Raw genomic sequence first — 21,398 nt, 5'->3', positions numbered from 1 at the left:
CAACATATGAAAATTTAGAATGCGAAATGGGCTATCAAGGGCGAAAAATCCGAGCGGTAATGGTGAGAATGTGCATCACTCGAGCAGAGCATTTATCGTTCAGAACATCTCATTTAACAGTGTCGCAGCAGTTAAAAAAAGACCACATTGTTAGGAATCAATATGGTCTTTAAAGCAGTCATTGTTGTTACTCAAACGTTAGCTAATTCAAATAGTGTTCAGCTCTAAGAGAACTAAAGCTCACATCAAATATCTCACCGGCGTACTCGCTGTCTGGCTTAAATTGTGGGTAGATACCCGCTTTGAAGTAGAAAGCGATGTCGTTAGAGGCCCAATCTTGAGTTAAAGAAACGGTTTTGCCATCTTTATCTTGGTAATCCTCTCCCCAACCGATTGAGTGCGAAACCGTGTTGGTGCCATCTAAATCGTGGGTCGCCAAGTAGATACCGTCTTGATTGGCACGAATCGTATAGCGCCACTCTTCACTGGCGGTGTAAGTTCCAAGCTCAACGCTGAATGGCTCACAGTGGCCGCAACTTTGATTGTTGCGTTCAAAATCGTCATTCAGTATCACTCGTACCGGCTTACCCTCACCTTCCCAAAGCAATTTGACCAATGCTTGATTGATCTTCCAGCCATGGATCTGACCGAGCACTACTTTTGGGTCTTGGCCGTTGATGTTCGGGTAATCTTCAATTCGCAAGCTTGCCGTTAACTCGTGACTGGTTGTGTTGGTTCTGGTGTCGTCCAAATACCAACTGGTATCTTCATCACTGGTGCTGCAATCTGGCTGAACACTGCTTTGATACAACTCCCTGAGCTCAGAGCGAATATAGCTAGAGTTTTGGGTAGAGGTGCCGTATCCCATATCCGCTCTAAAGTGCATTCTTCCTTCATCAGTATTGAAGTAAGAAAGATCAATATCACTGTCGTACACATCGCTGTCATTTGAAAGAAGATCTTTACTCGACTCACAACGTTCTGGTTCTAACTCAGCAGCACTGTCACCACCGCTTCCATACCAATCATTCTTACTCGGTGGAATAGTCAGCTTCCAATCATTAATGTCCCAATCGTTTGATCCATCGATTTGAGTCGTGGTGTATCTCAACGCCTGATAGTAAGCAATCGCTTCACCATTCTCAAATTGGTTATAGATACCCGCTTTGAAGTAGCTCAATAAATGCTGCCAGTAAGCGATGTCTTGATTCACTTTTACTTCATCATTCACTTTGAGCGACAGTGTGTTCTCATAAACAGAAAGATCAAATTTGGTAAAACTGTCCAATTCCGCCTCACCTAAATCGTAGCGATTGTATGACGTGGCATAACAATCCGAAGAGTCAGCAGCGCTGCTACAATCAATGGCATTGTTTTTCATGACTGCCCAGTAGTGACCTGTGAGGCCATCTCGTTCTTGCTCCCAAACCACACGCAATAGCGGATGAGGGATATAACCCGTACCACTCTCATCAGTCCCCTTATTGTGTATCTGCAGCAACGTCACTTCATCATGATCAGCGGGAGAACTCGCCATGGCATGCTCAATATCAGGTAAGCTTATTTCCGCATACAAGCTTCGTCTTACACCCGTTTCATTGATATCGAAGTTTTCTCCCTCACGAACCTCAGAACGCATCTTGTAGTTCGTCATTTTGAAGATAAGATTTTCCGTCTCTTCATCAGCATAAAAATAATCACTGACATAACCATCGAAGTTACCATCTTTGACTTCAGAGGTTTTATTGCCCTCCTCTCCATTAGGATCAGAGACCTGAAGATCTGAGCTGGAAAGGATGTTTTGATACTTGGTAATATCATAGGGAGCAACAACACCAGCGGGCATTCCTGGGTTATTGGTATCGGAAGGATCACTGCTGTCACTGGAGCTGCTTCCACCGCAGCCATACGTAAGCGAAGCGAGTACTACGACGAAGATTGGCTTATTCACATTTATCTCACTTATCCATAAGAATAGAGTGACAATGTATATTTGTACTATTTTATGTCAATTATATATTTATCAGAATGTGAGATGCGGCAAATGAAGTGGGATGAATGAGTATTGCGTAGAGTTAGACTCAAGAAAAACGCAGAAAGGCCACTCTAAACTCGCAAGCTATTGAGTGGCTCTCAGATCAACAACTAAACTTAGTATGTTGATTTTTAAATATAAATATTAGAAAAGTTAAACCTTAAAGCTGCTCATCAAGTCACTAACGCTGCCGTTAAGTGTTTTGATTTCTGCTGATTCAATCAACTGATCTTGGCTTAGCTTATTAAGCTCCTCAACAAAGCTTTCAATCTTATGCATGTTCTTAGCAATGCTCTGAATAAGGGCGTTCTGCTCAACAGACGAACCCGAAATATCGTTATTAAAACGACTTACCGTTTCCATCTGTTCCGTTAGCTTGGCCAACATATTTACCGCTTGAACCACTTGGGCACGCGTCATTTCACAGTTACTTTTGGTCAACTCAATCGATTTAACCAAACCATCTGATTTAGACTGCAAGCCAGACAGCGCTTCATCAATTTCAGAAGTACTGATTTGAGTTCGGTTGGCTAACGCACGGACTTCATCAGCAACCACCGCGAAACCTCGGCCATGCTCACCCGCTCTCGCCGCTTCAATTGACGCATTCAATGCCAGCAAATTAGTTTGTTCCGCAATTCCTCCAATCACAGACACGATAGACTGGATGCTCTGCGTTTCATTCGCCATTGAGCGAATATCATCAGAGGTGGTGCAGACTTGCTTCTCAAGATCACTGATATAGGTTTCCGTCACGGTGTTAATTTGTTTCGTCTCATCACTGAACACAGCGGCCTCTCTTGCTGCTTCTGCCGCCGACTGAGAACTCTTCTCGACTTCGTTTGATGCTTCAGATAAGCCGTTAATTGCAGAGACCACTTGAACCGTTTCATCAGTGTGAACTTTCAGTACATCGCTGGTTTCTTTACAACCTTCACGAATACTCAGTACCTTAGTATCGAGATCCGAGTTCTTAAATTTGACGTCCTTAACCATCTCTTGCAGACCAATGATGAACAAGTTGATGTCTTTGGCGATATGCCCTAAGTCATCATTCCCCTTCTCAACAAGCCTTTGAGTCAGGTCTCCGTTACCTTGAGATAGATCGTGGACGATTTTTCTCAGTGACACGATTGGGCGGTAGAAGCGATTCAGCAGTAAAATCATCAATATCACCGAGCCAAGCACACATGCCACGATAAGGATACGCGCACTCGACATCACGCCATTCAACTGATTGAGCGCGAGTTCAGGATCGATACTAGATATCATGTACCATTCTTTCTGGCTGCCAATATCCACTTTCTTGGCCATCAAAATTCTCTGGTTGCCATCAATCACACCCTCAATGAATTGGTCAGGTAGTTCAATAGCTTCATTGAGTTTCATTAAGGCGTCAGCAGAAGATATATTGCTCTGTGGAAGCACGTTTTCTATTGTGGATGCAATTACCATCCCTCTCTCATCCACGATGATACCTTTGGCTTCGTAGATGCTATCTAGCTGTTTGAGCTGAGTTTCCAAATCATCAAATCGAATGTCTGCCATGATGACGCGATCTTGATAGGTGTAAGTCACACCAATCATAGGTACTTGAGTACTCTTGGTGAAAAACAGATCACTAAAAGATAAACCTGATTTCAATTTCGCTTGTTGATACCAAGGACGAGTCGTTGGGTTGTATTTCTCTTTGATTCCAACACCGTTTGGGAAAGACTCTGAAGGACGAGAAGTGTAAGAACGACCATCATCAAAACCCACTACAATCTTGTCAATACCACCGAGCTTAGCGGCAAAATGCATCAGCGCTTCGTTTGGTACTTGGTATGGGGATTTCATGAACTCTTGTGCAACGGAATTGACCGTATCGATGGTGCGCTGGACGGTGCTTTCAATCTGATTAATTTCTATCGTTAACGAGTGATCAATCTCGTTATAAATCGTTTGGTTTACTTGATCAGTCGCCAAGTTAAGCGTGAACCAGTTCGTAAATGCCAAGGCACTGGAACTGACGATCGCCACCATTAAAATCAATTTTCCTTTAAACCCTAGAGACAATTTTGAATTCATAAAACTCATAATCCATATCAACCTATGTCTATTATTTTTATCCGAATGAAATGGTCATTTTTTAGATATTCGAAGATACGGGAAGCAAAACTTGTTCATGCCGTTCCATCGTCACAACCATCAATTTAATTAATATTGTATGTTTAATTTACTGCACTTTCTGTGAGCAATCTTGACATATCAAAACTGGTTAAAATCACCCTGTGACATAGGTATCATTTATGAGTTTGAACTTTTAACATGATTAGAAAGGAATAATTAACCAATTAAAAATGATCAACTTTCAGATGATTACCTCACAACTTCGCCGATAATGCCTCCACTCAAATTATTCATATCACTTTCGGTCACCTGACTAGGAAAGTGAGCCTTAGGTCACATTTTCACTAACCAACCATTCACTCAAGGCATTCAATCTTAAAATTTATTTGTAATACAATAAGCCTTAAGTTATGGTGTATTTGAATCATAACTTAAGTTCTTTCTGGATGCTTTTGTTCAGTTCAAAGTGATAATTGAAGCAGCCGCTTTAAGGTCATTGAACTCGTTTAACGTAGAAACTGTCGGGGGATCTCGTTATTCGTTTTTTCACTTTCTATTGATCATTTGTTTTTCCAGACGGCTCGTCCGAACATGCCCATACAGTCACCAGCTGTGTGGGTTTTTTTTACTTTCTTTTCAGACCCGATATACGAGCGGTGTTAAGCCATCGCCAACAATCAGTTAAGTGCACTGGTTTAAGCTTGCGAGGAAAAGTGAGTGAGTTGGTGCTAGAAGGCTTTGAATTTACAAATAGATATAGATATAGATATAGAAACAAAAATAGGAATTGAGGCAGTAACAAAGTTGAACAGAGTTTTGAGTAGGTGTAGCTGAGGAAGTAGAAGTAGAAGTAGAAGTAGAAGTAGAAGTAGAAGTAGAAGAGTTTAACGAGGGAACAAAGGGTTGGGTATGGCAGATAAAAACGAACCTCGCTGAGGTATCGCCGCCTAAAAAGACAGGCAATACCCTAGCGAGGTCGTACGTCGATTACTTCTCTAGTTTAGCGAAGTAGTCGAAGATTACTGGTACGTCGTTGTTACCCATTCCTGCGTCAACAGCAGCTTGTAGGCTAGTTGCAGTACCTTGAGCAATTAGAGACTCAGTACCTAGCTCTTCACAAAGCGCAAGGAAGTAACCAAGATCTTTGTTAGCGTTAGCAACAGAGAAACCTAGCTTCTCTTCGCCGTCTACTGCGTAGAACTTACAGAATTGCATGAATGGTGAGTTAGATGGACCTGCAGACATGATGTCAAACAGTTGTTGGCCATCAACACCAGCGCGTTGAGCAACAGCGAAAGCTTGAGACATAGTCGCAACAGTCGTCATACCCATGAAGTTGTTTACAAGCTTAGTAACGTGACCAGAACCTAGAGCACCTAGGTGGAATACGTTTTCGCCTTGCTCTTCAAGAACAGGTTTAACTTTGTTGAAAGTTTCCATGTCGCCAGCAGCCATGATGTTCAGAAGACCATCTTTAGCGTGTGCAGGAGTACGGCCTAGAGGTGCGTCGATCATGCCCGCGCCTTTTTCAGCTAGAGCTGCGCCGATTTTCTTAGTAGAAGCAGGGATAGAAGTACCGAAGTCTACTAATACTGCGCCTTCTTTGATGCCAGCTAGAACGCCGTCTTCGCCGTAAACGATTTTTTCAACAACAGCTGAAGTTGTAAGACAAAACTGAACGATGTCACTTGCAGCAGCTAGTTCTTTAGCAGAAGTGAATGCAGTCGCATTGCCGCGATCTGTAACGCGAGCAACAGCTTCAGCGCTTAGATCCATTACGTTTACGTGGTAGCCGCGCTTTTGCAGGTTTTCAACCATGTTGCCGCCCATAAGACCTAGGCCAATGAAACCGATTACAGGTTTAGTCATGTTCAAACTCCAAATATAGTATTGTATGATTATATGCTCATTATAATAACTACGTCTTTCTCGTTACGCAATAGTTTTAGGGTAATCCTTCAATGCTTAGACGCAAGTTGTGACGGGGGTTCACTTTACGAGAAAATATGGGGCACGCTTTGTACTTACAGGAACTATTTGCCAGTTTAAAAACCGTCTATTGATGAAATAACATACGTTAAATGTCATACGATTAGTAAGCACAAGCTACGCCTTTACCTATGTATAGTTCACGACTCCCCTACTCAGCCAGTGATTAGACTGTTCACGCAGAAGTAAGTCATATCAGTTTTTACGAAAAAGGGGTTGGCGCCCTATTCTTTTAACAGAACGATAAATATAGGTCTCGTATACTACTCCTGCACCTTTCATTAAGCATAGTGGCTAAGTACATACACAGTCTTTGTGTATATCAACTTCCAGGTTTAGCCCTCGATCTACTGACTTGGCATCGAGAAGCGATTGATTTCTCAGCCAATTAGTTTCGTTTCAACCTGATGGGGTTCCCAACTTTGCCAACTAATACAATTTAACTGAGTATCCAACTTGCTAGCTAACAAAACAAAAAAACTCCGAGCTTTCACTCGGAGTTTTTAATATCTAGCTTCTGTTGCTTCAGCGAATTACAGTTCGATTGAAACCGTTTCACCGTCAACATTTAGCATTAGCGTGTTACCTTCAAGCTTGTGAGACACTTCAACTTGCTCGCCTTCGTTCTTATTAGGAACAAGAAGGGTCAGGATGTTGTGCTCTTTCGATGGCTTGAATTCCACTTCAACGTGACGGTGGATTTCAAGATCTTTGAACTCGTATGGGTCAACTTCGCCAAAACCTTCAACATTCTTAACTGACGTGATGTTATCAGCAGACTCGTTGATGAAGTTTACGTCTAGGTGCGCAACTTCGCCACGGATAGTGAAAGACTTGTCTGCCACGTCGTTTGCGAAAGTTGTATGCATTAGCCAAGTCATGTCTTTCTCTTCAGAAAGCGTTGCCTTGTCTTGCATTACGAATACTTTACCTTGAACAAACCAGACCTTACGCTTGTAAGATTCAATTTCAGGAACGAAGTACTTGTAAGACGCTGTCGCATCACCTTCAACCATCTTCACATCAGATTCCGTGTCGAAATCAGAGATGTTGCCGCCCGCTTCGATACAGAAGCGATCTTGATGGTTTTCGTAGCCTGTATTCTTGTTCTCGCCATACTGACCTTTACCGCCAAATAGTGGAAGGTTCTTAGAGAACGTTTGACGACGCCATTTCGTGTGCATATCAACACCGAAACCACCGTAGTAGCCAGTGATTGACGCTAGCGTTTCACCGAATGCATGCAACGTGAATGCGTTTTGGTCACCGTGAGAGTGGCTGATTGAGCCAAACGGAGAACATTTGAATACCATGTGAATATGGTTATCACGCTCAGTCATCTTGTTGTGGAATGCAGCCCAACCCGTGATTGGGAATACTTTCAACAGTGGGTCATTCGATGGTGCTTTCTCTTCAGGTGCATCCCAAAGGAAGTTAAAGCGAAGATCATCGTAACCGAAGTCCCACCAACCGAAGTTGTAGAATTTGGTGTGTGCTTCAGTATCACGGCCTTTCAGTTGGTTGTAGTACCAAACATACTCAGGCTTCTGGTTAACACCTGCGTAATGCTTGATGTTGTAAGCCAGTTTTAGACCTGGGAAATCACCGATTGAAGACTGGTCACAGAAGCTCGCGCGCTTAGAGTGAACAGGCATGCAGTAAAGCGGGAAATCACCTGTGTTTTCGTAGAATGTTTTGTTGAACATGTCTACGCCACAGTATGCTTTCAATAGGTCGAATGCTTCGCCTAGGAATGCAGTTTGCGTGTTCCAGTAGTCAGGACCTTCAGCCCAACCGCCGTCTACACCGCCCCATGGTGGGTAGTGTACTGCGTAGTATTCTAGTGCGTATGCAATGTACTCGCCTGCTTTCGGGTGATCGTGGTAAAGCGCGATACACGTTGGGATGATAGCAGAAGAGATAGAACGAACACCGTGGCTGTTCAGTGGGTTGTTCAATAGATCAACCGTCACTTTCAGGTGGTGCATGATTTCGTCTAGACGCTCAATCAAAGCATCTTGAACTTGCTGACGTTCTTCATCTGTGAAGTAGCCGTGTAGCCAGTCGTAACCCCAAGCCATAGCCGCGATAACACGGAAAGCCGCTTCATCGTTATAGCCACGAGAAGTCACGCCTTCTGGATCGTACGTAGACAGTTTTAGAGTCCAAGCTTTTGCTTTAGCAATTAGCGCTTCGTCTTCTTTCACAACACCAGCAATTGCTAGGTTACGTGTCGCGTTTAGTGCCATTTGGCAATCAACGTACATTTGACGCCAGTAAGGACGCCATAGAGAAGCTTTGCCTACCGTGTCAGCTGGGTACGCTTGAGGCTCTTCGAAAGGAGCAGTCTCAAGGAACTTAACTGTCGAGTTATTGTAGAAATCATCAAACATGCAGTGAGCTTCATCAGCTTTCACTTTCGCTTTGAATTCTTCTAACTGATCTGCTTGAACAAGAAGACGTGGACGTGCTTCGCTCAAGTTGTCTAGGAATGATAGGTCGAAGTCACGTTTCTGTACTTCGATAGGGAGTAGGTCTACAAGATTACCTGCTGAAGTATCATTCTCCAGCTTCATCTTCCTGATTGCATCAAGAGATTTTTGGTCGCTCATTCTAACTCACTTATTTTTCAAGTTGATTGAAAGGAATTAGCAATAATATACGTCTTATTGTAGGACAATTAAATCTATTTCGGTTCGATTGAACCATTTTGTACAGTTTTCGTGATTTAGGTCAGATATCTTCCACCTGACCGTTTTTCCGTTTCGCAGAGCAAAAAAAATGCGACGCCCTTTCGAGTCGTCGCATTCTATTATAATCGTTTTCTATGTATTAGCTTTCAGTTACTGCTTTCGCTTGCTTGCCGCCGTCATCGACCGCTTTAACCAATAGCACACCAACACCACCAACAATCACACCACAAAGTATGAAGACTAGACGTCCCCACATTGGGTTAGTGAGTAGAGCCATTAGCATGATACCGACACCCGCTACCGCAATCAGTTTACCAAGCATTTCACGCTGTTTGTTATCCAGTACTTTCTGTTCTGCTGACTCCGCAACTAATGGAGTAGACAGGTTACCGAAGAACTTATCAACGTCTGCTTGACGCTTCTCAGTTAATGGCTTGTAGAACAGAGTTGATAGGATGAAGAAACCACCTGTCAGAGTAATGTGAGCAATCAGACCGATAGCAACCTTAACATCAGACCATTCACGGCTTGTTAGCTCTTCTAGACCGAAGATTGAAGACACCATTTCAGCGTTAACAACGAAACCCACGTAGTAAGAAACAAAACCACCAACCACTAGCGTACCCCAACCAGCCCAGTCCGGAGTCTTCTTAATAAAGAAGCCAAGGAATGCAGGAATTGTCATTGGGAAGCCGATCAGTGCGCCTACATACATCATGGTATCGAACAGGCTCAAACCTTTAAGCGAGTTGATGAACTGTGCAATAAGGATGATAGCAATACCAAACACGGCAGAAGTAATCTTAGAAACCGTTACTAGTTCTTTTTCGCTAGCCGTACCTTTACGAACGATTGGTTCATAGAAGTTCTTAACAAAGATACCCGAGTTACGGTTTAGACCAGAATCCATTGAAGACATTGTCGCTGCAAACATCGCCGCAACTAGAAGGCCAACCATACCTGCTGGCATGTACTCTTGTACGAAGTATAGGTAGGCAAAGTCACCCGCTTTCTTACCTGCATCTGGGTAAGCTGCTGCTAGGTCGACACCTTGACCTGCAATGTACCAAGAAGGCATGAACCAGATAAATACACCACAAAGCATTAGCACACACGCTAGTAGCGCCGCTTTCTTCGCGTTCTTTGAGTCTTTAGCCGCTAGGTAACGGTAAGAGTTAAGCATATTGTTAGTAATAGAGAACTGCTTCACGAAGATGAAGAATGCCCAAATGCTGAAGATGCTTAAGTAGTTAATGTTGTTACCAGAAAGGAAAGAACCGCCTTCCGCTACAGGGAAGTTATTCACGATTTCACCAACACCGCCACCTTGAACAACAGCAACAACAGCACATGTCACGGTTACTGCCATGATGATAACCATCTGCATAAAGTCAGATGCAATTACCGCCCATGAACCACCCGTTACAGACATTGCCAATACAACCAAACCGGTAATCCAGATAGTTGCTGTCATGTCGAAACCGAAGATACCAGAAGCGATGATTGCTAGTGCGTTTAACCATACACCGGCAGAAACAACACTGTTTGGCATTGAAGACCAAGTGAACACTTGTTCGTTAGTCGCACCGAAACGCATACGAATTGCTTCGATTACCGTTACTACACGTAGTTGACGGAACTTTGGAGCAAAATATGCGAAGTTCATGAAGTAACCAAATGCGTTGGCTACGAAGATGACCGCTACTGCAAAACCATCGTTATACGCTTTACCTGCCGCACCGGTGAATGTCCATGCACTAAACTGGGTCATAAAGGCGGTTGCACCAACCATCCACCACAACATGTTACCGCCCCCGCGGAAGTAGTCACTGGTGGTACTTGTAAATGTTCTAAACATCCAACCTATCGCAATCAAGAATAGGAAATAAATGCCGACAATAATCGTGTTGAGTTCCATCGTGTATCCTTTGTCCGTTGTATTTTGTTACGAGGACTATAGGAAATCTCAAACTTTATTTGTAGTACAATAATCCAAATAAGTGATGGCGATCTTATTTTGATTGATTAAGTTAATTATATATATGACATAGGATGGAATATGGCCAATCCATTAAGGAAATTACTGGGGTTTGAGGTGAAAACATGAAAAACCACCCACCAACAACACCCACCCTATAAAAATCAATGACTTACAAAAAATTGAGACTTTGCACACTTATTAACAAATACAACCAAACACATATAAATATAAAATTCTAAAAAATAATAAAAGCCAAATCAGAGCTGAATCACCCTCATTTATCACACAATAAACCAGTGTTTTATATCAATTGAGAGTAGCTAATTCTATTAGAATTCTACGTAAGTTACTCAATATAGAAGCCACATATCTTGTTGAGATGATGATGGATTCAAAAGATAAAAAATGAAAAATCATGGATGGTGCATAATTATTTGAGGAGAGATCGAGTGTCTAAAACACAAATCTCGCCGCAATATTCTCTTAATTACGATGGTAAAAAGAACTACCGCTAAACGTATACAAGAAAAATTGCCTTAAGAAAGAGTTAATCGGGAGTGAACCAAAACCGTGCTACACATGGTGCAACACACTTCTTAAAAACAAAAAAAGCATTCACTTGGTATACCTTTTTGACTGGTTTTGATGAACCTATAAATGGTTCATCGGGACGTTTAAGTGGTTCACATAATAGTTGAAACACGCGTTTAGCTTAACGGTGGTTAGCGTCTTGCAGGTGAGCCGCTGACATGTTCGCATATAACTCGTTGTGTTATAGGACGCTCGATTATCAAGCCAAAATTTTCTCCCATATGAATTAACAGAACGGCGAGCATATGGTGGTGAGTTTATATCTAGGAAATCAGCCAAAATAAAACTGGATCTGTGTCCATTTACACCAAGCTCAAAAAAAGACCAGAATCACACTATTTCCGCCAGAATATGGTCAAAACAAGATCGAAGTCTTGTTAGAAGACTTTCACTTGTGATCGCTCCCCGCTTCCAAGTCATCGTTAATTGAAGAATTATTGTCATACAATATTCTATATTCATTTACCAAACGTAAGGACATATGGAATGCGATCAATGAAAGATATCACTCAAGACGCTATCGATATCGTTAAACCCTCTATCGACAAGCTGTTTGAAAGAACGAATAGAAAAGAACTGCATATTGTCGTTATGAATCCACACCTCAAGCCTTGGGAAGCCTCTTTTGAAGACGCCATTCTATATGAAGAGTCGTTAGGAGCTCCTGACAACTGGACAATCAAGTTTGATCACCTTGCCCGTAAGAAAGCACAACAAGCGTGGCGAGAATCGACAAGCAATCTAACACTGCACTCCCAACACCCATCTTCACTACGTGACGAAGACTTACTGTTTTATGGTTCGTTTGTTTACGGAAACGTGGTTGTTGCCTGCAGTGGTGTACAACAATGGTATGACATGCTGATCAGTGGCTGGATAGCGGTAGCTATTGAACAGTTAGCAATGCACGAATACCAAACAGAAAAAGCAGAAAACCCTACAAAAACATATCGCTAATAATTAGAAACAGAAGGTACTTATTATGAGTAAACTATTAAAATCCATTATGCTAGCAGCCGGTATACTTGTTTCTGCAACGTCAATTGCAGCTGACTATCCAAGCAAAAACATTCGCTTAGTTGTGCCATTTGGCGCGGGCGGCGGCACCGATGCCGTTGGTCGTACTCTTGCAAATAGCGCGAAAGACATTCTTGGGCAAAATATTTCAATCATGAACCGTACTGGTGGCGCAGGCGCAGTTGGGATGAGCTTTGGTGCTCAGCAGCGTGCGGATGGTTACACATTAACAGTAGTAACACGTGAAATCGCTTCACTTCCTCAAATGGGTTTGATGCGTCATACCGCTGACGACTTTAAACTCATTCGTTTAGTTAACTTAGATCCTGCGGTCGTATTGGTTGCAGCAGATAGCCCATACAACACGATTAACGACCTGATTAAGGAAGCCAAAGAAAAACCAGGCAGCGTAAAATTCGCTTCAACCGCTGCGCCAAACTTCTACCTAATGTCTCTTGAAAAAGATCAAGGCATTAAATTAAACGCTATCCCTTACAACGGTGCATCAGAAGCAATTCCTGCTGTACTAGGCCATCACACAGACGTCACTATGGTTACTCCTGGTGAAGCTATCGCTCAACTTCGTTCAGGCCAACTAAAAGCATTAGGTGTCATGTCTGAAGAACGTATTCAGTACATTCCAGATGTTCCTACTTTGAAAGAGCAAGGCATTGATGTAGTAACAGGTACATGGCGCGGTATTGGTGCTCCAAAAGATACACCTGATGCAGTAATCGAGAAGTTGGGGGCTGCATTTGATGAAGCAATGGCAAGTGAAGAGTTCAAAACTTTCATGGCGAAAGGTGCAATGACGATTCACAATCTTGATGACAAAGCCTTCACTGAGTTTGTTGCAGAAGATACAAAATCATTGACTCAATTAATTCAATAACCTTTGTTCAGAGGCACAGCTTTTATCAGTTGTGCCTCTGTTACTAGTTTATACCTTTCCCTTGCTTTACTTTTTAGGGGTAAACTCCATGTCTAACTCTCACTCTTACTTAAACCGAAACGTCGTTTTCCCTTCTATCATCATTATCCTTAGCGCAATCGCGTTCGCGCTGATCACTCAATTTGATCGTCCGATGTACCAAGATGCAAGTGTCGATGCAAAATTCTTCCCGATGATGATTGTGATTGCCCAAATTGCTATCTGTATTGTTCTCATCGTTCAACACAAATTAAAAGGTGCCTCTGAACAACAAGAAGCGATGATAAGCAAGATGTCGATTTTCGGCGTTGCTTTTCTTATTGGCTACGCATTACTCATCAGTGTAGTTGGCTACCTTTATGCTAGTTTGATTGCATTTATGTTCTACCTCGTTTACTTCAAAGTGAAGAAGCCAATCTATTACGTTGTCGCCGTTGTCTTTGTGTTCGCGGTTTACTATCTATTTGGCGAGGTGTTCTACATCGCGCTTCCTGAAGCAACGTGGTCTTAGGAGGTCATATGTTTGAATATCTAATCGATGGTCTCGCAACCGCAGTTAGCTTTGCAGTGCTTCCTGTCCTTGTTTTTGGCGTACTGGGCGGCGTTATTTTAGGCGCACTACCCGGACTTACAGCGACAATGGGCGTGGCAATTCTCCTTCCATTTACCTTTGGTATGGAACCGACTTCAGCCCTTGTGATGTTAATTGGTGTATACATTGGTGGGATTTACGGTGGCTCAATTGCCGCAATTTTACTTAAAACCCCAGGAACACCGGCTTCTGCAGCAAGTGTACTCGACGGTCACACTATGGCTGTTAGAGGACAAGCAGCAAGAGCATTAAGTATTTCTGCTGTTGCATCATTTATTGGCGGGCTGTTAAGTACTATCGTCCTCATCGCGATTGCGCCTAAATTAGCGACCTTTGCACTGCGTTTTAATGCGCCAGAATATTTTGCACTCGCTCTGTTTGGTTTAACGATTATTGCGAGTGTTTCTTCGAACAACATTTTTAAAGGGTTACTTGCGGGAACCATTGGATTATTGGTTTCAACTGTTGGACTCGACCCAATCAGCAGTGTGCCAAGATTTACTTTTGACATCATGGATCTTTACAGCGGAATCAATGTCATCCCTGTCTTAATTGGTTTATTCGCTCTATCTGAGGCATTAAACCAACTAGAGAAGCTGTTCTCTGAAAAGAAAGTCGTTGCACCGAAATTTGACCACAAACTATTAAGTAAAAGTGATCTCAAAGAAATGCTACCAACGGCCATAAAAAGTGGTTTGATGGGAACAACTATCGGCTCGGTACCGGGTGCTGGTGCTGATATATCTGCATTTGTTTGTTACAACGAAGCAAAACGTTCGTCTAAGAACCCAGAAGAGTTTGGTAAAGGCTCGGTTCGTGGCCTTGCAGCCGCTGAATCTGGAAACAACGGCGTAACGGGTGGCTCGCTAGTTCCGTTATTAACACTAGGTGTTCCTGGAGATGCCGTGGCAGCGGTTCTTCTTGGTGCACTTATAGTACAAGGACTCACACCAGGCCCACTGCTATTCGCCCAAAACCCCGAAGTGGTTTATGGCGTGTTCAGCTCAATGTTGGTCGCTAACCTTGTGATGTTAGTGATTGGTTTACTGGGTATTCGCTTCTTCTGTCGAATCATTGAAGTACCGAAGATCATCATGATTCCAATCATTGTCTTCCTTTCAATTGTCGGCGCTTACGCAATTAACAACTCGATGTTTGATGTGGGTATTGCAATCGGTTTCGGTCTACTTGGCTTTATCTTAACTAAACTGGATATCCCTTCTTCACCGATTCTGCTTGCGATCATCTTAGGGCCAATGGCAGAAACAAACCTTAGAAAATCACTGCTGATGTACGATGGCAGTTGGTCTTTCCTTTATGAGCGTCCTATTGCTCTCGCGTTTATCGTGTTAGCTGTATTCTCGGTTTATTCAACGTTAAAAATGAAGAAAAAGCAGAAACAAAAGCAAACTTACGAACATCATGATTAGCCGCTTGTTTAAGCTAGAATATTGAAACAACTCAAAGCCAGAGACAACAGTCTCTGGCTTTTTTCATACATGAAAGCAGCCAATTTTCGTAAACGGTAGACAACAAAAAAGGTATGCACTTGGCATACCCTTTTAAGTCGTTTATCCGAGCGTAATGCTGTTCATCTCTATATGAGGTGACTCATCTACCTACGCTCTAGATTATTTCTATTACGCCGTCGCCAGACGGTGGTTGGCATCTTGCAAGTGTGCAGCAGACACAACTCGTGCCTTATCACTATCACCAGCCATGATTGCTTCATAGATTCTACGGTGTTCATTGATACACGTGCTTCCTTCTTCAGAAGAGTGCACGATGAAGTTCACGAACATCGTAGTCAAGATATTGCCGAATGGCAGGTAGAAGTCATTACCTGTCGCATTAAAGATCAAGCTATGAAAACGAGTATCAATATCTGTCCAACGCTCTTGATCAAATACTTCAGCCTCATCCACTTCTACCATTTTTTGGAAGATTTCTGAAAGTTCAATGCGTTGTTCAGCCGTTGCAAATTTAGCCGCCAGTGCGCACGCTTCAGGTTCAATCGCACGGCGAAGGCCTAAAAACTGAGAACAGAATTGATCTATGTCGGTTAGACCATCCATCCATTCAATCAGCTGAGGATCAAGAAAGTTCCAATATGCGCGGTCGACTACACGAGTACCGATTTTCGGGCGGGACTCTAACAAACCTTTAGAAGTTAATAGTTTAACTGCTTCACGTAGTGCCGTTCGGCTAATACCAAACTGTTCACATAACGCCATTTCACCAGGAATAATAGAACCTTGCGGCAGATCGCCAGACAAGATTCCACGAGCGATTTCACGCGCTACTTGCACGTGCAGGCTACGCTTCGAGCCCGAAATTGAATTAAAAGTGCTAACCATAAGTTCACTTATTTTATATGTTATGTTTATGTATTATTTAAGGATTACTATAACAGTATTTCAACCTACAGCCAATTGAGTAAAATCCAAACGAATCACAACCTGCAAATTTTTATAATCAGAGATTTAAAAAACATCCTGTGAGAAACGTTATCTTAAATCACTCATAAATCCGTACTCAAAACTAACCCTCTTTGTATCGGTATGAAAACCACCAGCACAGCCTCGAAAAACCATGGGAAAAAGGTACACCTTTAGAAGCGCAATTCATTAACCGCCAGAGATTATTAAATGAGATCCCCTTCCCAAATTACATCAGCCTCTGTCCTACACGCATAAAAAAACCGAGCAACTCACAACGAGTTACTCGGTTTGACTTATTTCCGATATTCTTTGTCATCGACATTAATTTCGTTCAGTTACTTAGATGCGAACACCCTTACAATCGAACATGATATGGCGCTTCGTTCCCGCAAAGCACCACATCAGCACACACCATCGTTAAACGGTATGTGTGTTGATCATTTACAGTTGAGCAAATGATCCTTCCCACGAGTATGTCTCACCCGCGAACTCAACAGTGTGAGTTGCTTGCTGCGTGTCTTCAGCTTGGTTTGAGATACCGTAGTGGTAAGTGTTGCCAGAAGTAGTCTGAATGCGAACAACAGTCCCGACACTGTTATGGCCCACAACAGATACTGATTTAACCAGACCACGAGCGCCTACAGAAGCTTCGATAGACTCGTTAAAGTAACCATGCGTTTCTAGTACAGAAGCAAACACGTGGTTTTGACCAGACTGACGTAAGATGAACGCAGGCTCACTCTTAAGGTTGAAGTCTGGATCGTTAGCACCAGTGCGAGCAAAAATCACTTCGCTGCCCGCATTCGCGCTGGTTACTAGGCTGTAGTAGCTGCTGTCATGTAGCCAGCTTACTAGAGAACCTTCTTCGTTTACTTTACCTGAAGCAACGTTCCATAGATGTTGGTAACCGTTATCTTCACCTAGCGGCTTAAGCGTTTTTTCCATGTTGTAATCAAAGTCAGTACGGATGATCTGGCCAGAGTGGTGAACTGGTAAGTCGTACTGGTGCTCAGCGTCAGCTTCGATGCGGTACACATCAATCACTAGCGGTTTTTCGAACTCAGGAAGTTCAGCAAGAATCACGCTGCGTTGCATGTCTACGCCAGTGTAGTACTCAGAAATGGTGCCGCTCATGCCTTGTAGAGACTGGTCGTCTGCTACGAAGAAATGCTTCTGACCAAACTTAGACTCAGCCAATGCTGTGTTGAAGTTGTTCTGTGTTTTCTGATCAACCGTTACTGTGTTGTGAGCAACCGTCTGCTTACAGTAAGACTTGTTCTCTGGGATGTAGCGACCGCCAAACTTAGGCTCAACGTTTACCCAGCGACCAAAACCGTAATCGTGCAGTACTTCGTGGCCACGGTTGAATACGCTTAGGTGTAAGCCATCGTAGTGACCATGGTCTAGCGCAGAGTGGTACTGGTGATCAGAGCCGTGCTGACCAAACCAGATCAACGCCATTGTGTCGTCGTCTTGCTCATCACGGTGACGAAGGATGCTTACGCCACCTTTTTCGCCTTCAGGGCCGTCCGTTACAAACAGGCTACCCCAGTTAAATGCTTTGATGTCGGCTGCTGCATCAACCGCGTCAGACAGTGTTTTACCCGAAGCATGAACCCAAACGTTTTGTTGGTGATCAGCCATGCCAAGCAGAGTTTCAGTCTGCTCGTAACGGTGGTAACACACAGACGTTGCCATGATAACGCCTTCATCGTTGATAGAGATTGTCTTCGATGAATCGTTCAGAGCTGGCAATGTACCGTCTGGGAATGCTGTTTTGAATACAGAGTACGACGTTGTCTTGATCACTGAGTCGTTGAATTCATAGATACCAACTTCAGGCTGACGACGTTCAATTGCTTCTGCGAACAGGTAGATTGGACGTAGCGAGAAACGGTGGTAGTAAGGACCTTCCATGTAGTAGCCGTCTGGCGAAAACAGTTGGTCAAGTTGTGCTAAGAAACCGCCGCTTACTTTGTCTAGTTTCAGGCCGTAAAGCGCTTTGTCTACAGACTCTTGATCGTTGATTGCGTAACCACAGATACCTACCGCTGCCACAGCCCATAAGCCGTGGTTGTGTACGATATCGAAGTCGTGTGCGTAAGTCACAACGAACATTTCGATCATTTGCTTAAGAAGATCGTCTTCGATCAGACGTTTTTGCTCTTCAGAGATCGTGTGGTAAATACAGCTGTACGCACAAGAAGCGTAAAGCATCCACATGTTCTCGTTCAACGTTTGGTGGAACAACTTACCCGGAGGGTTAGAGTCACGGCTTACGTTGCTTTCAAGCGTTGGGTATACCGTCGCGTACGCAGTTAACATATCAACGATGTAGTCACGGTATTTTGTTTCCTCAGTGATAAGGAACAAACGGCCGGCTAGATCCATGTGGATGTAGTTTTGCTTGTGACGGTTATGTTCGTAACCGCCGCCTTCACCGTGACCTGGAACTTCAATGCCAACTTCAACCATGTAAGCGTCAGTTTGTTTAATATCGCGAGTCAGTGCGTTACCTAAAAGGCTATCCTTGCCAAGTTCTTTACGAAGCTCTGCTGCTTCATCAAAGTTAAGTAAAAGTGGTTGATAGCTCATTATTATTTCCCCTGCTCTGCTGTGCTTGCTAATTCTGGGTTTAAAATTATTTCTACTGAGTAGAAGCCTGTCCAGCTGTATACTTTGCCGTTCAGTTCTACTTTGTGTTCAGTGCTGTCAGTTGCGCCAAGTTGGTTACTGATCATCACTGTCACGTTTGATTTCTCTGTCGTAATTTCTACTACTGAACCTACATTCGTGTGAGCAACCACATTGATGTTTTTCACAACACCACGAGCGTTTACTGATTGCTCGAATTCTTCGTTAAAGTAACCGTGCGTTTCTAGCACAGAAGCAAACAATGTTGTTTCGCCTTTGCTACGTAGAATGAATGCAGGCTCTGAACGTAAATTAAAGCTTGGATCGTTAGCACCAGTGCGAGTGAAGATGATTTCTCCGTTCTCGTTCGAACTTGTACCCAACCAAGTATAGTACGTGTCGTTCTGTAACCAGCTAACTAACGCAGTACCATTCACTTCACCACTCGCTACATTCCATAGGTGTTGGTAACCGAAGTCACTTCCTAGTGTGTTTAGCTCTTTGTTTGCTTGGTATTCGAAGTTAGTGCGAATAATTTGACCTTGATATTGATGAGAGTAATCAAACTGGTGGTCGCCTTCGCCGCCTTTTGTCGAACCTAAGCGGTACAAGTCTAACAATAGCGGAGACTCAAGCTCTTCAAGGTTTAGCATGAACACACTGCGTTGCATGTCAAAACCTTCGTAATGGTCGTTAGCAAATGCGCTCATACCGTTAATTTGCTCATCTGCCACTTTGAAGAAGTGAGGCAAACCGTGTACTGCGTCAGCACGCTCAACGTCAAAGTTGTTCTGACATTTCTCATCAATCGTTACTGCATTATGTGCAATCGTTTGACGAGCGTAAGATTTATTTTCATCTAGGTAGCGACCGCCAAATTTTGGCTCAACGTTAACCCAACGACAGAAACCGTATTCACGCAACACTTCTTGACCGCGGTTAAAGAAAGAAATACCCAGCGTATCGAAGTTGCCGTGACCCATGCCGTGTTGACCGTAGTTCATAACAAGTTGAGAAACGTCACCTTTATTATCCTGCATACGGATAAAGCCTTGTGCACCATTGTGGCCTTCAGGACCCTCGCTCAATTCAACACTTGGCCAGAAAGGCATGCCGATTTCTTGTTTAGCTGAAGCCTCTTCGTAGGCTTTAGATAGCTCAAGACCACATGGGTGCATCCATACTGCGTCTTGAATCTTCGCCATACCAAGAATGTTTTGGTCTACGCCGTTTTCAGAAGAGTAATGCTTGCTGTAAACACTTACTGCAACCTGAACACCCATGTCTGTAATACCCATAGTACGAGAAGCATCATTCAGAGCCGGGAACTCACCGTTCGGGTAAGCCGTCGCCAGCATCGCTTGTACTGTGTTACCAATCACGCCGCCTTTGTAGTTGTAGATATCCACTTCAGGCATATGACGGTGAATCACTTCAGCGAACACACACGTTGGACGAATCGCATAACGGTGGTAGTAAGGACCTTCCATGTAGTAGCCAGACGGTGCAAACAGCTGAGAAACTTGCGCTAGGAAGCCGCCAGTGTCGTTACGGTCAATGCCGTACACCGACATTTCAAGGTACTCACGCTTGCCAAGAGCAAGACCACAAATACCGACAGCGGCTACAGCCCAAATACCGTGGTTGTGAATTCGGTCGAAGTCGTGTGCGTATTTAACTGTGAACATTTCTAGCATTGGTTCGAAAATACGAGACTCAATATTGTCGCGTTGTTCTTGTGTCAGGGTTGAAGCAACACAAGAGTAAGCTAAGCTTGAGAACATTAACCAGCAGTGTTCGTTCAGGATTTGGTGGAACAAACGACCTGTAGGGTTAGTGTTTTTCTGTACGTGGTAATCAAACGTTAGGTATTTGTCTGCGTACTCTTCTAGTAATTCAGTAACAAAGTCAGCGTATTTTTGCTCTTTAGTGATCAAGAACATGCGACCAGCTAGATTCATGTACGTGTAATTTTGCTTATGGCGGTTATGTTCGTAACCCCCAGCTTCACCATGACCTGGGACATCAATAGGTAAACGCATGAATGCTTCTAGATCTTTCGCGTTCGCTGCAATGGTTTTGCCCATTAAGCTAGAACGGCCCACTTCAAGATGAAGCTGCTCGATTTCTGCTTCAGTCAACAATACTGGTTTAGTCGTCATATTCTTTGTCACCCTCAATAAAGAGTTTATCTGCTTAAACTTTGATTAAATTTTCAAACTCCATATAAAGTAATACAATATGAGCTTTAATTATACCTATTCGTCGCTAAATGATGAGTAGAGTCACATAATTAGCCATAAGTCATTGATGTAGCTGGCTAATGGTAAATATTAGCCATTTATTAAGTTGTTGATTTATTTACGCTATATAAAGTATCGC

Annotated in this window: 12 protein-coding genes; 4 read left to right on the top strand and 8 right to left on the bottom strand. The window is 43.2% G+C overall.

Going from position 1 to position 21,398, the window contains the following annotated elements; genetic code table 11:
- Nucleotides 1-202: 202 nt before the first annotated feature.
- From AB4249_RS16485 to AB4249_RS16465, 5 genes are all read right to left on the bottom strand, one after another.
- Nucleotides 203-1,951, bottom strand: a complete 1,749-nt coding sequence (locus AB4249_RS16485) for a polysaccharide lyase family 7 protein (protein WP_372104011.1) — start codon at nucleotides 1,949-1,951, stop codon at nucleotides 203-205.
- Between the two features lie 237 nt (nucleotides 1,952-2,188).
- A complete protein-coding gene (locus AB4249_RS16480; RefSeq protein WP_102332118.1) occupies nucleotides 2,189-4,060 on the bottom strand; it encodes a methyl-accepting chemotaxis protein in 1,872 nt (623 codons plus the stop codon).
- 1,074 nt (nucleotides 4,061-5,134) lie between these two features.
- On the bottom strand, nucleotides 5,135-6,016 hold the full coding sequence (locus AB4249_RS16475) for an NAD(P)-dependent oxidoreductase (RefSeq protein WP_004733521.1): 882 nt from the start codon (nucleotides 6,014-6,016) through the stop codon (nucleotides 5,135-5,137).
- A 653-nt stretch (nucleotides 6,017-6,669) separates the two neighbouring features.
- Nucleotides 6,670-8,748: a DUF4962 domain-containing protein gene (locus AB4249_RS16470; RefSeq protein ID WP_017061476.1), complete on the bottom strand. Its 2,079-nt coding sequence runs from the start codon at nucleotides 8,746-8,748 to the stop codon at nucleotides 6,670-6,672.
- Between the two features lie 220 nt (nucleotides 8,749-8,968).
- Nucleotides 8,969-10,747 (bottom strand): sodium:solute symporter family transporter, encoded by a 1,779-nt coding sequence (locus AB4249_RS16465; protein WP_102332117.1) that lies wholly within the window; start codon nucleotides 10,745-10,747, stop codon nucleotides 8,969-8,971.
- A gap of 1,140 nt (nucleotides 10,748-11,887) precedes the next feature.
- Here AB4249_RS16465 and AB4249_RS16460 point away from each other — a divergent pair.
- The 4 genes from AB4249_RS16460 to AB4249_RS16445 all read left to right on the top strand — a co-directional run bounded on the left by AB4249_RS16460 (nucleotide 11,888) and on the right by AB4249_RS16445 (nucleotide 15,371).
- Complete coding sequence (locus tag AB4249_RS16460) at nucleotides 11,888-12,358, top strand: hypothetical protein (protein WP_016785024.1); 471 nt, start codon at nucleotides 11,888-11,890, stop codon at nucleotides 12,356-12,358.
- A 25-nt stretch (nucleotides 12,359-12,383) separates the two neighbouring features.
- Nucleotides 12,384-13,310 (top strand): tripartite tricarboxylate transporter substrate binding protein, encoded by a 927-nt coding sequence (locus AB4249_RS16455; protein WP_010438355.1) that lies wholly within the window; start codon nucleotides 12,384-12,386, stop codon nucleotides 13,308-13,310.
- An 88-nt stretch (nucleotides 13,311-13,398) separates the two neighbouring features.
- Complete coding sequence (locus AB4249_RS16450; RefSeq protein ID WP_010438352.1) at nucleotides 13,399-13,860, top strand: tripartite tricarboxylate transporter TctB family protein; 462 nt, start codon at nucleotides 13,399-13,401, stop codon at nucleotides 13,858-13,860.
- Between the two features lie 8 nt (nucleotides 13,861-13,868).
- Entirely contained in the window at nucleotides 13,869-15,371 is a 1,503-nt protein-coding gene (locus AB4249_RS16445) for a tripartite tricarboxylate transporter permease (protein WP_010438351.1), read from the top strand.
- A gap of 210 nt (nucleotides 15,372-15,581) precedes the next feature.
- Here AB4249_RS16445 and AB4249_RS16440 read toward each other — a convergent pair whose 3' ends face one another.
- From AB4249_RS16440 to AB4249_RS16430, 3 genes are all read right to left on the bottom strand, one after another.
- Complete coding sequence (locus tag AB4249_RS16440) at nucleotides 15,582-16,298, bottom strand: FadR/GntR family transcriptional regulator (RefSeq protein ID WP_010438348.1); 717 nt, start codon at nucleotides 16,296-16,298, stop codon at nucleotides 15,582-15,584.
- Nucleotides 16,299-16,823: 525 nt separating this feature from the next.
- Nucleotides 16,824-18,977, bottom strand: a complete 2,154-nt coding sequence (locus AB4249_RS16435; protein ID WP_372104009.1) for a heparinase II/III family protein — start codon at nucleotides 18,975-18,977, stop codon at nucleotides 16,824-16,826.
- Nucleotides 18,978-18,979: 2 nt separating this feature from the next.
- Nucleotides 18,980-21,178 carry a heparinase II/III family protein gene (locus AB4249_RS16430; protein WP_372104006.1) on the bottom strand — a complete coding sequence of 733 codons (2,199 nt, stop codon included), beginning with the start codon at nucleotides 21,176-21,178 and terminating at the stop codon, nucleotides 18,980-18,982.
- Between the last annotated feature and the right edge of the window lie 220 nt (nucleotides 21,179-21,398).

The organism is Vibrio sp. 10N.261.55.F4, from assembly GCF_041470465.1.
Lineage (GTDB): Bacteria > Pseudomonadota > Gammaproteobacteria > Enterobacterales > Vibrionaceae > Vibrio > Vibrio crassostreae_C.
Note: the sequence above shows the minus strand (reverse complement) of the source record. Positions and strands in the feature narration are given on the sequence as shown.